General features: G+C 73.9%; 12 protein-coding genes and 1 pseudogene. 5 read left to right on the plus strand and 8 right to left on the minus strand.

The genetic code is table 11. The features are described from left to right. The 5 genes and pseudogenes from LCD33_RS26385 to LCD33_RS26405 form a co-directional block, all read right to left on the minus strand. Nucleotides 1–324, minus strand: a pseudogene (locus LCD33_RS26385) (hypothetical protein); the annotation flags it as partial. Next, complete coding sequence (locus tag LCD33_RS26390; protein WP_224978392.1) at nt 321–1,550, minus strand: NAD(P)-binding domain-containing protein; 1,230 nt, start codon at nt 1,548–1,550, stop codon at nt 321–323. The pseudogene LCD33_RS26385 and the gene LCD33_RS26390, both read right to left, overlap by 4 nt. Beyond that, the gene (locus LCD33_RS26395; RefSeq protein ID WP_224968508.1) at nt 1,547–2,902 is read right to left on the minus strand and encodes a carboxylate--amine ligase; all 1,356 of its coding nucleotides are present in this window, start codon (nt 2,900–2,902) and stop codon (nt 1,547–1,549) included. The genes LCD33_RS26390 and LCD33_RS26395 overlap by 4 nt, the downstream gene beginning before the upstream one ends. Nucleotides 2,903–2,905: 3 nt before the next feature. Beyond that, complete coding sequence (locus tag LCD33_RS26400) at nt 2,906–4,300, minus strand: nucleotide sugar dehydrogenase (RefSeq protein WP_224962206.1); 1,395 nt, start codon at nt 4,298–4,300, stop codon at nt 2,906–2,908. A 191-nt stretch (nt 4,301–4,491) separates the two neighbouring features. Next, nucleotides 4,492–5,250: a polysaccharide deacetylase family protein gene (locus tag LCD33_RS26405; protein WP_224962204.1), complete on the minus strand. Its 759-nt coding sequence runs from the start codon at nt 5,248–5,250 to the stop codon at nt 4,492–4,494. 158 nt (nt 5,251–5,408) lie between these two features. On the opposite strand from LCD33_RS26405, the gene LCD33_RS26410 reads away from it, so the two are divergent. Together LCD33_RS26410 and LCD33_RS29520 are read left to right on the plus strand one after the other, a co-directional pair. After that, the gene (locus tag LCD33_RS26410) at nt 5,409–6,143 is read left to right on the plus strand and encodes a GAF and ANTAR domain-containing protein (RefSeq protein ID WP_224968504.1); all 735 of its coding nucleotides are present in this window, start codon (nt 5,409–5,411) and stop codon (nt 6,141–6,143) included. Nucleotides 6,144–6,232: 89 nt separating this feature from the next. Continuing rightward, a complete protein-coding gene (locus LCD33_RS29520) occupies nt 6,233–7,003 on the plus strand; it encodes a phosphatase PAP2 family protein (RefSeq protein ID WP_224962200.1) in 771 nt (256 codons plus the stop codon). A 30-nt stretch (nt 7,004–7,033) separates the two neighbouring features. Here the strand turns inward: LCD33_RS29520 and LCD33_RS26420 are convergent, their stop codons facing one another. The 3 genes from LCD33_RS26420 to LCD33_RS26430 form a co-directional block, all read right to left on the minus strand. Beyond that, nucleotides 7,034–8,098 (minus strand): 2-oxoacid:ferredoxin oxidoreductase subunit beta, encoded by a 1,065-nt coding sequence (locus LCD33_RS26420; RefSeq protein ID WP_224968502.1) that lies wholly within the window; start codon nt 8,096–8,098, stop codon nt 7,034–7,036. Beyond that, a complete protein-coding gene (locus LCD33_RS26425; protein WP_374201682.1) occupies nt 8,095–10,011 on the minus strand; it encodes a 2-oxoacid:acceptor oxidoreductase subunit alpha in 1,917 nt (638 codons plus the stop codon). Before LCD33_RS26425 ends, LCD33_RS26420 begins: the two co-directional genes overlap by 4 nt. Nucleotides 10,012–11,046: 1,035 nt before the next feature. Next, nucleotides 11,047–11,337 carry a hypothetical protein gene (locus LCD33_RS26430; protein WP_224978393.1) on the minus strand — a complete coding sequence of 97 codons (291 nt, stop codon included), beginning with the start codon at nt 11,335–11,337 and terminating at the stop codon, nt 11,047–11,049. A 204-nt stretch (nt 11,338–11,541) separates the two neighbouring features. Here LCD33_RS26430 and LCD33_RS26435 point away from each other — a divergent pair, with 204 nt between their 5' ends. From LCD33_RS26435 to LCD33_RS26445, 3 genes are all read left to right on the plus strand, one after another. Continuing rightward, on the plus strand, nt 11,542–12,792 hold the full coding sequence (locus tag LCD33_RS26435; RefSeq protein ID WP_224978394.1) for a helix-turn-helix domain-containing protein: 1,251 nt from the start codon (nt 11,542–11,544) through the stop codon (nt 12,790–12,792). Further along, nucleotides 12,789–13,361, plus strand: a complete 573-nt coding sequence (locus LCD33_RS26440; protein ID WP_224962191.1) for a flavoprotein — start codon at nt 12,789–12,791, stop codon at nt 13,359–13,361. Before LCD33_RS26435 ends, LCD33_RS26440 begins: the two co-directional genes overlap by 4 nt. A gap of 94 nt (nt 13,362–13,455) precedes the next feature. Then, the gene (locus tag LCD33_RS26445; RefSeq protein WP_224962190.1) at nt 13,456–14,973 is read left to right on the plus strand and encodes a glycosyltransferase family 39 protein; all 1,518 of its coding nucleotides are present in this window, start codon (nt 13,456–13,458) and stop codon (nt 14,971–14,973) included. The last annotated feature ends 64 nt before the right edge of the window (nt 14,974–15,037 follow it).

Genomic DNA, 15,037 nt, shown 5'->3' on the forward strand with positions numbered 1-15,037 from the left:
GGCGCCGGTCCACGGCAGCAGCAGCGCGGCGGGCACCGCGGCGTCCAGCACCAGCCGCGGCACCTGGTCGCCGACGCGCAAGCAGATCCGCGCCCGGTGCCCGCCGTCCACGCCCACCGCCAGCAGCACCGCCACCACGTACAGCGCCGCGGGCAGCACCGGCACGCCCAGCACCAGCACCACCGCGGTCAGCGCGACCACGTCGACCAGCGGCCACAGCACCAGCGGCAGCAGCCGCGGCACCCCGCGCGCCCCCGACCGCACCGGGGCGCGCCACCGGCACGGCACGGGACCGGGGCCGGACCGCAGGTCGGCGATGCTCATCCGGCCGCCCCGGCCCGGACCCGCCGAGCGCCGGAGGTCGAGGCCAGCCGGGCACCGACGCGCCGCACCGCGTGGTCGGCGCCGTAGACGAACCGCATCACCGGGCCGTGGCTCGGGGTCACCGCGGCCCCGATGAAGAACAGGCCCGGCACCGAGGACTCGAAGTCCGCCCCGACCCGCGGGGTGCGGTCCAGCGTCCGCAGCCGCGACCGCAGCCTCGGGTTCACGAACGCGAGCCGCTCCAGGTCCGGCGGGTAGCCGGTCGCGCAGATCACGTGGTCGGCGGTGAACTCGCGGCCCCCGCCGCCGAAGGTGCGCACTCCCAGCCGCACCTGGTCACCCACCGTCTTCGCCCAGTCCACGGTGTGCCCCACGTGCACCGGCAGCACGCCTTCGACGCGGCTGCGCAGCCACCACCCCCCGGCGGGCCCGAGCGCGGTGCGCGCCCGCAGCACCCGCTGGCTCTCCGGCAGGTGCCGGAACAGGTCGGGGTGCTCGGAGTAGAACCAGGTCGACAGGCCGGAGCCGAGTCCCGCCTCCGGCTCCCGCATCCGGCGCAGCAGCGGCCGGTCCGGCAACAGCGGCCGCCCGTTCCACACCACGTTCCGGGCGCGCGCGATCAGCCGCACGTCGGCGCCGTGCTCGTGCAGCAGCGCCGCCGATTCCAGCGCGGACTGGCCCGCGCCGATCACCAGCACCGAGGCGCCGTCGAACCCGGACAGGTCGGTGTGCTCGGAGCTGTGCGTGCACAGCTCGGCGGGCAGGTCGGAGAACACCTCCGGGGTGCGCGGGAAGTGCTGCACCCCCGCGGCGACCACCACCGAGCGGGCCTTCGCGGTGCCGCCGTCGGCGAGGGCCAGCTCGAACTCGCCCGCCTGCCGGTCCACGTCGGTCACCAGCACCTCCTCCACCTCCAGGCCGCGCTGCTCGCGGAACCAGTCGGCGTAGGAGATGAAGTTCTCCAGCGATACCGGCACGCCGTAGTCCGCGTAGCCGTGCCCGGTCTCCTGGCAGAAGTTCCGCAACGTGTGCGACCGGTCCGGGTCGGACAGGTTCGAGGCGAACCCCTGCGATTTCAAGAACATGCCCCGCGGCATCCTGCTGCGCCACAGGTCCATCGGGATGCCGAACTGCCGGTAGCTGACCCCGGCCGACCGCAGGTGCGCGGCCAGCGACAGCCCGTACGGACCGGCGCCCACGATGGCGACGTCGACGGTGTCGTTCATCTGTGTCCCTCCTCGACCGCATACGGCGACCGTCGCCGCTGCCGAATTGCCGCCCCCGCGTCCCGCTCGATCCGTTCGCGGTACCGCGGCGGCTCCACCACCTGCACGCCGGTGCGGGGCGCGAACCTGCGGGTGAGGGCGCGACGGCCCATCCACCCGCACATCAGCGCGAACGGCGCCAGGTCGTCGCGGGCGAACCACGCGAGCTCGTCCGCCCGCCACACCGACCGGATCCACTGCCGCAGCCCCAGGTCGCCGCGGCGCCAGTAGCCGACCGCGCCGAGCGGGTCGTAGTTCTCCACCAGGAACCGGCGGCCCACCGGCGGCAGGCCCTCCGGCACCGGCTGCCCGGTCAGGTCCAGGTAGGCCGCCAGCACCACGTCGATGCCCGCGGAGTCCCGGAACAACCGGAACTGCGCGCCCAGCCGGGGGTTGAAGTCCAGCAGCCGGTAGCTGCCGTCCCGCCGGTCGAACCGGAAGTCCAGGTCGGCGATGCCGCGGAAGTCCAGGCGCCGCAACAATTCCGTCGCCTGCGCGCGCAGCACCGTGTTGGACAGGCAGCGGCCCAGCGTGGTCAGGCCCGCGTGCGCCGGGTAGGAGCGCAGCTTCACGCCGGTGAACGCCGGCCGGCAGCCGCCGGACCCGCGGTAGGCGTGGAAGAACCAGTCGTTGCCGCTGCCGCCGGGCACGTACTCCTGCAGCATCAGCAGTCCCGCCCGCTGCTGCTCGGTCTCCTGCTCGTCCCACGCGTCGCCGAGCTCCCGCAGGTCCCGCGGCGTGCGCAGGATGGAGGTGCTGCGGACCTTCGCCCGGCCGCCGGAGGTCCACGGCGTGGCGAGCTTCGCCACCAGCGGGTAGCCGGTCTCGGCGGCGAACTCGGCGGCCTCCGCCCTGGTGCGCACGAGTTCGGCGCGGGGCGTCTGGATCCCCAGGTCCCGGCACACGTCCTGCAGGGTGAACTTGCCCGCGACCTCCCGCGGCAGCTCCGGCGGCGGATCCGGGAACCGGAACCAGTGCCGCAGCGCCGCGCCGTGCTCGGCCAGGTGGATCGCGGCGGCGTCGTCGGTGGGGAACAGCACCGCGGGCCTGCCGAGCTTCTCCGCCAGCGCCGCCAGCCCCAGGTTGATCCGCTCCGGGTCGGCGAGCTCCGGCCGCCACCACCAGCGGCCGCGCAGGTAGCGGGAGTGCGCGGCCGGCGCCATCGGGTCCTCGTGCACCGCGTACACCGGCACCCCGGCGCGGCCCAGGCTGCGGATCAGCCCGAGCCCGCCGTGGTGCAGCGCGTTCGGGTCCAGCTTGAACACGACCGCGGGCGTGGCGGTGTCGATGCCGGCCGGTTCCGGGGTGCGCATCCCTCACACGACCTGCCGGTGCGGGGCCAGGTCGAACTGGTAGGTCGCGTCGAGGACCTGCGGGCAGTCCTCCGCCCACGAGTAGTCCAGCCCGGGGTGCACGGTGTGCACGACGACGAGGTCCCAGTCCGCGCCGCGCGGTTCCGGTTCCCCGGTCAGCGTGGACCCGTCGGGCAGCACGACCTCCCCGATGAGCGGGTCGTGGTAGCGCACGTCCGCGCCGAGCCGGGTGAGCCCGGCGATGATCGGCAGCGCCGGGGACTCCCGCAGGTCCCGCACGCCCGCCTTGTAGCTCACGCCCGCGATCAGCACCCGAGCCCCGGCCGCGGGGGTGCCCGCGGCGGCCAGCAGCTGCTCGGCGCGGCGCACCACCTGGTCCGGCCGCAGGTCGATGGATCGCATCGCCTGGTCGATCATCGGCGCGGCCACGCCCCGCTCCCGCAGCTGCCACAGCAGGTAGTGCGGGTCGCAGGGGATGCAGTGCCCGCCGACGCCCGGCCCGGGGAAGCTGCCGAGGAAGCCGTACGGCTTGGTGCCCGCCGCGACCGTCACCTCGATCGGATCCAGCTCCAGCGCGCCGCAGATGTCGGCCATCTCGTTGGCCAGCGCCAGGTTCACGGCGCGGAAGATGTTCTCGTACAGCTTGGTCAGCTCCGCCGCCTCCGGGGAGCTCACCAGGTACACCGAGTCGGTGAGGTCGCCGATGACCCGCGCCGCCCGCGCCGAGCACTCGGGGGTGACGCCGCCGACGATGCGCGGGGTGTGCCGCTGCGAGTGGTCGTGGTTGCCGGGGTCGATGCGCTCCGGGCTGAACGCCACGTGCACCTGGCTGCCGACGGCCAGCCCGCGCCGCCGCAGCGGTTCCACCAGCAGTTCCCGCGTGGTGCCGACGAACGTCGTGGAGGTGAGGATGATCGTCTGCCCCGGGCGGGCGTGCGCCACCGCGGTCGCGCAGGCGGACCGCAGCGCCGCCAGGTCCGGGCTCCGCTCGTCGTCCACCGGGGTCGGCACGCACACCACGACGGTGTCGGCCTCGGCCAGCGCGGACGGGTCCTCGGCGAGCCGCAGCGTCCCGTCGCCGAGCGCCTCGTGCAGCACGGCCCGCTCCCCCTCCGGCAGGTCCACGTCCCCGTCGGCGATGTCCCGCAGCCGCTGCTCGCTGATGTCGACGCCGACGACGCGGGAGCGGCGGGCGGCGAGCCCGCAGGCGGTGGGCAGCCCGACGTACCCGAGTCCGAGGATCACCACCGCTTCCTGCCGGGTGCCCGGCAGCGGGGCGTCGAGCCCGGCGACGCGGCGGACCGCGTCCTCCTCCGACCGGTCCTGGTAGGCCACCAGCCGATCGGACAGCTGGCGTTCCCGCCCGTTGACCGCCAGCGCGAGGTGATGCTGGGTCACGTTTCCTCCCCCGGTTGCGCGTGTCCCCCTGCCGGGCCCGGGGCGTGCTCCGCCCGCCGGTGCCCGGTGTCGCCGCGTCCGGCGCGGCGGTCTCGGCCCCCACCTCGATCCGCCGCGCCGGTCGGTTCGCTGCGGGCTTCAGACTCGCAGCTCAGCGGGCCCGGACCGCTCCCCCAACGGCGGTAGCGCCCCTACCGAAACCGCAGGATTCCCGAGTCGGCGGCGAGCACGTGCCGGACGCGCTTCGCATCGAGCCGCAGCGTCCCGTCCCGGTCGCCGACGTAGGTCCGGGGCAGCGCGTGCGTCCCGGACGACGCGGAGCGCCAGATGGCGCAGCCGTACCCGTAGCCCGCTTCGCGGACGGCGGCGACGACGGCCGCGTCCACCGCGCCGTACGGGTAGCAGAAGCCGTCCACCGGTTGCCCGGAGATGGCCTGCAGCACCGGGCGGCTCTTGCCGACCTCCGCGGCGAGCTCCGCCGGTTCGAGCTCGGTGAGCCTGCGGTGCTGCACGCTGTGCGAGCCGATCTCCATCCCGGCGGCGGCGACCTCCGCGACCTGTTCCTCGGTCATCAGCGGTTTCCGCGGGCCCGCCGGGTCCCACCGGTTGTGCCCGCCGAGCATCCCGGAGATCACGAACACCGTCGCCGTCCAGCCGAAGCGCCGCAGCAGCGGGTGCACCACCTCGGCGAAGTCGGTGTAGCCGTCGTCGAAGGTCAGCCCCACCAGCCCGCGGGCCCGCCCGGCCCGCCGCGCCGCCAGCAGCTCCCGCATGGACACCCCGGTGCAGCCGCGGGCCCGCAGCCAGCGCAGCTGCCGCTCGAAGCGCGCCGGGTCCACGGTCACCAGGTACGGGTCGTCGGTGTACTCGGACACCGAGTGGTACATCAGCACGTACGGGAACGAGTGCGGTACCCGCTGCCGGGTGGCTGTGCGCTCTGTCCGGGTCATCGCCGGCCGCCTTCCTCGTCGCGGTCCTCGGCGGACCGTCGCACGGCGCGGGCGGGCGCGGACCGGTCGCGCGGGTGAGTTCCGGTACCGCGGATGCACGAGGCGCCTCGGGGATACTGGTCCGGGTCCAGGTGATGCCGAGCAGCGGGAGCGATGCCGTGGCGCAGCGGGAAGCCGAGAACGAACCCGTCACGAGCGGGGTGCCCGCGCTGGTCGGTTCGCTGAGCGAACTGCCGTCGATCGTGCTCTCCACCGACGCGGTCGACGAGGTCGTGTGGGAGACCGCGATGCTGGCGGTGCGCGCGCACGAACCGACCGGCTCGTGCGGGGTCACGGTGCTGCGCGACGGGCACCCGGTGTCGCTGGTGCCGCACCTCGCCGAGCACAACGCGCTGGAGCAGTCGCAGTACGCGGCCGGGACCGGTCCGGTGCCGGAAGCCCTGGCCGCCCGGTCCGCGGTCGTGGTCGCCGACACCGCCGACGAGCCGCGCTGGCCGGAGTTCGCGGCGGCGGCCGCCGAGCGGGGCGTCGGGTCCTGCTGCGCGGCGCCGATGTTCGTCGGGGACCGGCCGCTCGGCGTGGTCAGCTACTACGCGAAGGCGCCGCACTCCTACGACGAGGACTTCCTGCTGGGCAGGCTCATCGCCGACCTGGCCGCCACCGGGCTGTGGTGCCTGCTCAAGCACGCCGACAAGCAGCAGCTGAGCGACCAGCTGCAGCAGGCGCTGACCTCGCGCGCCGAGATCGACCAGGCCAAGGGGATCCTGATGGCGCAGCGCGGCTGCACCGCGGACGAGGCGTTCGTCCTGCTGCGGGAGCAGAGCCAGCGGCACAACGTGAAGCTGCGCGAGGTCGCCGCCCGCGTCGTCCGCCGCACCACCGGCGGTGCCTGATCACCGGTCCGCCGCGCGCTGATCGGTAGGATCGGGCGAATCCCCCAGCCGGTCGCGCACCGGCCGACCAGCACGCGAGGAGTTGAGCAGTGGCCGCGGCCTCCCGCCCCGACACCGAGGACCAGGACGAGCGGGACGAGCCCCCGGCGCGGCACGCGGGGGTGCGCGACCTGATCGCCGCCTACCCGTGGCTGCCGATCCCGGTGGGACTGCTGCTGAGCGCGTTCGGCGTGTGGTGCTTCGCCGGGCTCGCCGAGCAGGTCTACCAGGGCGGGCCGGTGCTGCGGGTGGACGAGCACCTGCTGCGGGTGTCGCTGGGGCTGCGGTCCGGTCTGCTGGTCGGGGCGCTGTCGGTGCTGACCTGGCTCGGGGACGTGCTGGTGGTGCTGCCGGTGAGCCTGGCGATCGGGGTGCTGATCGGCCTCACCCGGAAGCGGTGGGGGCCGCTGGTGCTGCTGGCGGTGTCCTCAGCCGGGACGGGCCTGGCCGTGTACCTGTTCAAGATCATGATCGCGCGGCCGCGGCCGCAGGTGGTGGACGCGCTCGTCGTCGAGGACGGTTTCGGCTTCCCGTCCGGGCATTCGGCGCACGCGGCGGCTTTGTACCTGATGTTGGGCGCGTTCGGGCTGCGGCTGCTGCGCTCCCGCTGGGCGCGCGGCGCGGTGTTCGCCGGAGCGGTCCTCGCGGTCGTGATCACCGGGTTCAGCCGGGTGGTGCTGGGGGTGCACTCGCCGACCGACGTGCTGGCGGGCTGGGCGCTGGGGGCGTCGTGGACGGTGCTGCTGCTGAGCCTGTGGCTGTCCGGGGAACACCTGCCCCGCTTGATCGACGCCCTGGTCGCCCGCAAGCGACCCCGGTGAACTCGTCCGGCCCGAAGCCGCGGCGGGCGGTCAGATCGTCCAGGTGTCGTTGCCGGTGAGCAGCCGCTGGAGGTCCGGCGGATCGTTCTCCGCGGCGGCCGCGACCTGGGCCCGGGCCGCGTCGTCGTAGGTGGGGCGGGAGACCGCGCGGAACACCCCGGTCACCGTCGGGTCCAGGTCCACCCCGCCCAGCCGGGACAGCGCGTAGGCGAACGAGCTGTCCGCCCGCTCGGCGTCGTGCACCACGACGTCCCCGGCGTTCACCGCGTCGTGCTCGGCGATCCGCAGCTCGCCCTCCGGCCCGCGCACCACCGCCTGCCGCGCGCCCTCCGGGCCGAACACGATCGGCTCGCCGTGGCGCAGCGGGATGAGCCGCCGCTGCTTCTCCTCCGCGTCCTTGAGCACGTCGAACGCGCCGTCGTTGAAGATCGGGCAGTTCTGGTAGATCTCCACCAGCGCGCTGCCCCGGTGCTCGGCGGCGGCCCGCAGCACCTCGGTGACGTGCGCCCGGTCCGAGTCGAGGGTGCGGGCCACGAAGCTCGCCTCCGCGCCCAGCGCCAGCGACACCGGGTTGAACGGCGTGTCCAGCGACCCGGCGGGCGTGGACTTGGTGACCTTCCCGACCTCGGAGGTCGGCGAGTACTGGCCCTTCGTCAGCCCGTAGATCCGGTTGTTGAACAGCAGGATCTTCAGGTTCACGTTGCGCCGCAGCGCGTGGATCAGGTGGTTGCCGCCGATGGACAGCGCGTCGCCGTCCCCGGTCACCACCCACACCGACAGGTCGGGCCGCTGGGTGGCGAGCCCGGTGGCGATGGCCGGGGCGCGGCCGTGGATGGAGTGCATCCCGTAGGTGTTCATGTAGTACGGGAACCGGCTGGAGCAGCCGATGCCCGAGATGAACACGATGTTCTCCCGCTTGAGCCCCAGCGTCGGCAGGAAGCTCTGCACCGCGTTGAGCACGATGTAGTCCCCGCAGCCGGGGCACCACCGCACCTCCTGGTCGGACTTGTAGTCCTTCGCGGTCTGCTTCTCGTCGCTGGTGGGCACGCCGTGCAGGCCGCCCAGCTCCGGCAGTCCGAGGTCCGTGGTGGTCACGCAGACACCCCTCGCAGCACATCGGTGAGCACGTTCTGGAGTTCTTCCGCCTGGAACGGCAGGCCCGCGACCTTGGTGTGGCTGTGCACGTCCACCAGGAAGCGGGCGCGCAGCAGCATCGCGAGCTGGCCGAGGTTCATCTCCGGCACGATCACCCGGTCGTAGCGGTGCAGCACCTCGCCGAGGTTCGCCGGCATCGGGTTCAGGTAGCGCAGGTGCGCCTGCGCGATCGGCATGCCCAGTCCGCGGACGCGGCGGCAGGCCGCGCCGATCGGCCCGTACGAGGAGCCCCAGCCGAGCACCAGCACCCTGGCCTCGCCGGACGGGTCGTCCACCGCCAGCTCCGGCACCTCGACGCCGTCGACCTTCGCCTGGCGCAGCCGCACCATCCGGTCGTGGTTGTCCGGGTCGTAGGAGATCGCGCCGGAGCCGTCGGCCTTCTCCAGCCCGCCGATGCGGTGCTCGGTGCCCGGGGTGCCCGGCACCGCCCACTCGCGGGCCAGGGTCTCCGGGTCGCGCACGTACGGCCAGAACTCGCCGGAGCCGTCCGGCGCGTTCGGTCCGGTCGCGAACCGCACCCGCAGGTCCGGCAGCGCGGTGATGTCCGGGATCAGCCACGGTTCGGAGCCGTTGGCGACCGCGCCGTCGGACAGGAGCAGCACCGGGGTGCGGTAGGCCAGCGCGATCCGGGCGGCTTCCAGCGCCACCTCGAAGCAGTCCGCCGGGGAGCGCGGGGCCAGCACCGGCACCGGGGATTCGCCGTTGCGGCCGTGCAGCGCCTGCAGCAGGTCGGCCTGCTCGGTCTTGGTGGGCAGCCCGGTGGAGGGGCCGCCGCGCTGGATGTCGCAGACGAGCAGCGGCAGCTCCAGGGTGACGGCGAGCCCGATGGTCTCCGACTTCAGCGCCAGACCCGGCCCGGAGGTCGTCGTCACCCCCAGCGAACCGCCGAAGGAGGCGCCGAGGGCGGCACCGACCCCGGCGATCTCGTCCTCGGCCTGGAAGGTGGTGATGCCGAAGTTCTTGTGCTTGGCCAGCTCGTGCAGCACGTCCGAGGCCGGGGTGATCGGGTAGGTGCCGAGGAACACCGGCAGCCCGCTGCGCTGCCCGGCCGCGACCAGCCCGTAGGCGAGCGCCGCGTTCCCGGTGATCTGCCGGTAGGTGCCCTTCGGCAGCGTCGCGGGCGCCACCTCGTAGGTGACCGCGAACGCCTCGGTCGTCTCGCCGTAGTTCCAGCCGGCGCGGAACGCGAGCACGTTCGCCTCGGCGATGTCGGGCTTCTTCGCGAACTTCTCCCGCAGGAACCGCTCGGTGCCCTCGGTGGGCCGGTGGTACATCCAGGAGAGCAGGCCGAGCGCGAACATGTTCTTGGCCCGTTCGGCGTCCTTGCGCCCCACCCCGGCCGGTTCGGCCGCGCCGCGGGTCAGCTCCGCCATCGGCACCAGGTGGACCACGTACGGTTCGAGCTCGCCCGATTCGAGCGGGTTCTGCGCGTAGCCGACCTTGGTGAGGTTCCGCTTGGTGAACTCGTCGGTGTTGACGATGAGGGTGCCGCCGGGCGGCAGGTCGCCGAGGTTCGACTTCAGCGCCGCCGGGTTCATCGCGACCAGCACGTCGGGCCGGTCGCCGGGGGTGAGGATGTCGTAGTCGGCGAAGTGCAGCTGGAAGCTGGAGACCCCGGGCAGCGTGCCCGCGGGAGCCCGGATCTCGGCCGGGAAGTTCGGCAGCGTCGCCAGGTCGTTGCCGAAGGCCGCCGCTTCCGAGGTGAAGCGGTCGCCGGTGAGCTGCATGCCGTCGCCGGAGTCGCCCGCGAAGCGGATCACCACGCGGTTGAGCTTGCGCGGCGGTTCCCCCGCGCTGTTCGAGGCCGGACCGGCCTCCGGTCGCTGCGGAGGCTGGTGCCCGTTCGTACTCACACCTGCACCCGTTCCCCTTCCGGCCGCGGGCCAGCCCGCGAGCCTCTCGGCCGCCCTGTGACGCACGATACAGCTCGGCGTGGTGTTCCTACGCCGATCACCCGGAGGACTCAAGGGCGAGACGCGCTCGGCGGGCCGGTCGACGTGAATTCCGCAGCTGTTCTCCGCGCGTCTTCCCGGCGACGATTCACTACTCCCGGGTAAAACAAGAGCGCCCTTGCGGCGAAACGGCGCGGGCCCACCCGCTCCCGATCAGGACGCCCCGGCGGAAGGCACCCTCCCCGCCCGATTCCCGCCGGGCCGAAACCTCGCGCGGAATGGTCCAGCGCACCGTCACCGACCGGTCACCCGTGGTGAGTCCGCGGCGCGACACCCCGGCATTCCGGAGCGACACGCCGCACGATACCGGCATCGGCGGACATCTCGGGCCCGACGGCATTCGGCCGCCGCCGAGCACTCGGGCGGCAGCCCGCGCGGCACTCCACCCGCCCCGCCCGCGACCTGCCGCGAAGCCGTCCGGTCCGGACGCCCGGCACACCTCGGCGGGCGCAGCGGCGCCGCCGCACCGACCGACGCATCGCGCGCCACCGGCGGGACGATCGATCCACGGCGACCGGCCCTCCGCCAACGCTCCGGCGGGTCCGGCGGCACCATTCCGGAGAGCATCGCGGGAATTCGATTCGAACCGACCGGAACGCTCCGCGGCACGGTCGTTCCGGCGCATTTATCTCGCATTTCCACAATTACCCCGACTCCTCGACCAGAATACGATCCGACCCCTCGACCGCGGGCCAGGACAATAACGCCGCGCGACCATTCAGCCGGGGCCGCGAGAACGTCCACGAGAAGAGTCGCGCAATTGATCGGTGTGACGCCGATCATTCCCCCGAAGTAGGAACCGGGGAGCGGCCGCCTTAGTACCAACGAGTGAAGTCGTTAGTAGGTAGCGCTGCGCGGGCGCACCGCGGAAAGCGAACGACCCGGCCACCCCCACGGCCGGGTCGTCCACGAACGTTCGGGAACCGGATGCTCCGGTCAGGCCCCGGGCAGGCCCAGCAGGGCCGCCACGCAGGTCGCCAGATCCCCCGTCCGGCTCCACACCAACTCCCCCGGCGCCGCGGTGGCGGCGGGCATGATCCGCGCCGCGCGGCACTCGTCCTGACCGAAGATCCACAGCACGTCCATGCAGGTCGCGGTGTCCCGCCAGCCGACCAGACCGCCGATCTCCCCCTCGTCGTCCGCGACGGCGCGGAAGGACCACCCCGCCGCTCGCAGGTCGTTGAGACCCGCCAGCTCCGGGTAGGCCCGCACCGCGGACGCCGCCACACCCCCCTTCGTCGTGTCCTCTCCCGCGCCGTCCGGGCGGGAATCGAGGAATGCGCGCCGATTCTCAGCTGCTGATCGCATAGGCTGACAGTGGACCGAAATCGGATATCGGAGTGCCACACAATCGCCACACCCGCCGAGTTCCGATTGCCCTCCCGCAGCCGATCAGGTTTCGTGAGCGGGGCGTACAAGGGGGAAGACAGCATGACGCACGGAAACGGCATGGAAACCGCCCTCGCACCGGAGGGTCCCGGCGACGACGTCGAAACCGACAATCCGACTCGGATCGGTTCCCGCATCGCCGAACTCCGCAAGATCCACGGCGTGACGCAGCGGGCGCTGTCGGTGCGGGCGGCGGTCTCCTATTCGCTGCTGCGCAAGGTGGAGCGCGGTGAGCGCGCGGCCAGCCACTCGTTCGTGGCCGCCGTCGCGCGAGCGCTGTCCATCAACATCACCGACCTCACCGAGCAACCGCACCACAGCCGCCTCGCCGGGCCGTCCTCGGACCAGGCGGGCGTGCCCGCGCTGCGCCAGGCGCTGGTCGAGGGCGACGACCCGCAGCTGGACACCGACCCGCGCAGCATCGCCGACCTGCGCGCCGATGTGGCCCGGATCAAGGAGTGGGACCGGCGGACCCGGCACGCCGAGGCGGTGCAGGCGCTGCCCGACGTGCTCCGGCACCTGCACCACGCGGTGCGGGCGCACCCGGACGTCCCCGCGGTGCACGAACTGCTCGCGACCGCGTACTCCTACACGATGATCGCGTTGTACCGGCTGGGGCACCTCGACCTGTGCCACCTGGCCGACGAGCGGGCGCGGGCCGCCTCCGCCCGCGGCGCGGACCCGGTGCGCGGTTCGGTGGCCGAGTGGAACCACGCGCTGGTCCTGCTGTTCGACGGCTCCTACAACGCCGGGCTGCGCTCCCTGGACCGGTCGCTGGGCCTGATCGGGTCGGAGCCGGAGACCCCGGCGACCTCCGCGGTGCGCGGCGCGGTGCACCTGCGCGCCGCGATCATGGCCGCGCGCACCGCCGACGCCGACCTCGCCGACGAGCACCTGCGGGAGGCCCGCGCGATGGTCGTCGACGGCCAGGACGAGGCCAACCACTACGGCACCAAGTTCGGTGCCACCAACGTCGACATCCACGGCGTCGCCGTACCGGTCGAGCTCGCCGACGGCACCACCGCGGTCACCAGGGCCGCCACCGTGGAGCTGCCCGAGCACACCGCGCCGAGCCGCAGCGGGCACTACTGGATCGACCTCTCCCGGGGCTGGCTGCTGCACGGCGACCGGCGGCGCTCGCTGGAGTGCCTGCAGACCGCGCGGCGGATCGCGCCGCAGCTGACCCGGTACCACCCGCAGGTGCACGAGACGGTGCAGTCGCTGGCCGCCAGCGACGCCCGCTCCACGAACAGCCTGTCCCACTTCGCCGCCTGGTGCGGCATCCGGCGGTGAGCGGCACCGTGCTCGACGACGGCAGACCCGTGCTGTACGCACTCGCGATGGGCTCGCCCGCGGCGCGCGACGTGGGGCGGCTGGTGGAACTCGCGCAGGCCGACGGGTGGGAGGTGTGCGTCGTCACCTCCCCCGACGGCAGGCGGTTCCTCGACGTCGAGGCGCTGGCCGCGAAGACCGGGCACCCGGTGCGCAGCGAGTACAAGGACCCCGCCGCGGCCGACGAACTGCCGCCCGCGGACGGCATGATCGCCGCGCCGATCACCTGCAACAGCCTCGCGAAGTGGGCGGCGGGCATCTCCGACACGCTGCCGCTGGGGCTGCTGGTGGAAGCCGTCGGCAAGCGGCAGCCGGTGGTGGCGATGCCGTTCTCCAACCGGGCGCAGATCGCGTTCCCCGCCGTGCGGGAGGCGATGCGCAGCCTCGGCGGCTGGGGCGTCGAGGTGCTCGCCGGGCCCGACGTCTACGAGCAGCACGAGCCCGGCACCGGTGCGGCCCACCTGCACCGGTTCCCGTGGGAACTGGCGTGGCGCACCTTCCTCGCGCATCCCTGGCAACCGGCCCGCTGACCACGCCGGGCGGGTCGCCGCGCCCGCACCCCCACCGCGCCTAGACTCGCGCCGCGCCGGACGTCCACCGGCCGCCGTCGACGAGGGGGAACGGGTGCCAGCGCCGACCGAGCAGCCCACGTGCGCCGCGACCGGCGGGGAGAACACCGGGCCACCGCCGTTCGCGCGCGGGCCGGTGCTGCTGCTCGCCGGACTCGCCGCGCTGCTGCTGCTCCTGGTCAGCGGGCGCTACGGGTACCTGTCCGACGAGCTGTACTTCATCGCCGCCGGGAAGCACCACCTGGACTGGGGCTACATGGACCAGCAGCCGCTGGTGCCGCTGCTGGCCGCCGCGATCGACGCCGTCGCGCCCGGTTCGCTGCTCGCGCTGCGGCTGCCCGCCGCGCTGATCGCCGCGTTCGGCATCGCGGGCACCGCGCTGCTCGCCCGCGAGCTCGGCGCGGACCGGCGCGCCCAGGTGATCGCCGCCGCCGCGTGCGCGCTGTCGCCGTGGCTGCTGCTGAGCGGGCACTGGCTGGCCGCCGCGACGCTGGAGCCCGCGCAGTGGCTCGCGCTGCTGTGGCCGGTGGCGCGGTGGGTCCGGCTGCACCGGGCCGGGATCCGGCGGGACCGGCTGCTGCTGCTCGCCGGGGTGGTCGCCGCCGTCGGGGTGCAGACGAAGTTCCAGATCGTGCTGCTGTGCGCGGCGCTGCTGCTCGGGGTGCTGATCTCCGGCCCGCGCGAGCTGCTGCGGCGCCCCGCGCTGTGGGCCGGTGCGCTGCTCGCCGCGGTGGCGGCCGCACCGGCGCTGGCCTGGCAGATCGCGCACGGCTGGCCCGCGGTGGACATGGCGGGCGTGGTGGGTGGTGAGACCGACCGGCTCCTGCTGCTGCCCGCGGTGCTGCTCTACGCCGGGCCCGTGGTGGGGGCCGCGCTGTGCTGCTTCGGGACGTGGTGCCTGCTGCGGGACGAACGGCTGCGGCCCGTGCGGTTCCTCGGCTGGGCGGTGCTGCTGCTCGCCGCGTTCCACCTGCTGGCCTCGGGACGGCCGAACTACCTCTCGGGGCTCTACGGCCTGTTGTTCGCCGCGGGCGCCGTCGGTCTCCGGCACCGGCGGACCGCGCGGTGGTCGTGGGTGGTGGGGCCCGCGTTCGCGGTCTCGGCGGTGCTGCCGCTGGCGCTGCTGCCGCTCGCCCCGCTGCCGGTGGCGGCCCGGCACCCGCAGCTGGCCCCCTACAGCCGGATGTACGAGACGGGGTGGCCGGAGCTCACCGCGACCGTCGCGGCCGCCTACCGCTCGCTGCCGCCGGAGCAGCGGCGGCGGACCGCGCTCGTCGCCGAGACCTACCACCTGGCGGCGGCGCTCGACGTGCTCGGGCCGGCGGCCGGGCTGCCTCCGGTGCACAGCCCGAACCGCGGGTACTGGTACTTCGGTGCTCCGCCGGACGGCGCCACGGTGTTGCTGTACGTGGGGGCCGCCGAGCCGCTCGCGCCGCACTTCGCCGAACGCACTCCGATCGCGCGGGTGCGGACCGGGCCGGTGGTGAACCTCGCGCAGGGCGTGTCGGTGCTCCGGTACTCGGACCCGGTGCGGCCGTGGTCCCGGCTGTGGCCGCTGATCCGCACCGGCTGATCGGAAGGCGCGTCCGCCGGGCGGGCTCGGGCGGACCGCTCAGGGGCGGGGCGGGTGGTTCGGC

It is taken from the genome of Saccharopolyspora sp. 7B, from assembly GCF_020177435.1.
In the GTDB taxonomy this organism is placed as follows: Bacteria; Actinomycetota; Actinomycetes; order Mycobacteriales; family Pseudonocardiaceae; genus Saccharopolyspora_C; species Saccharopolyspora_C gregorii.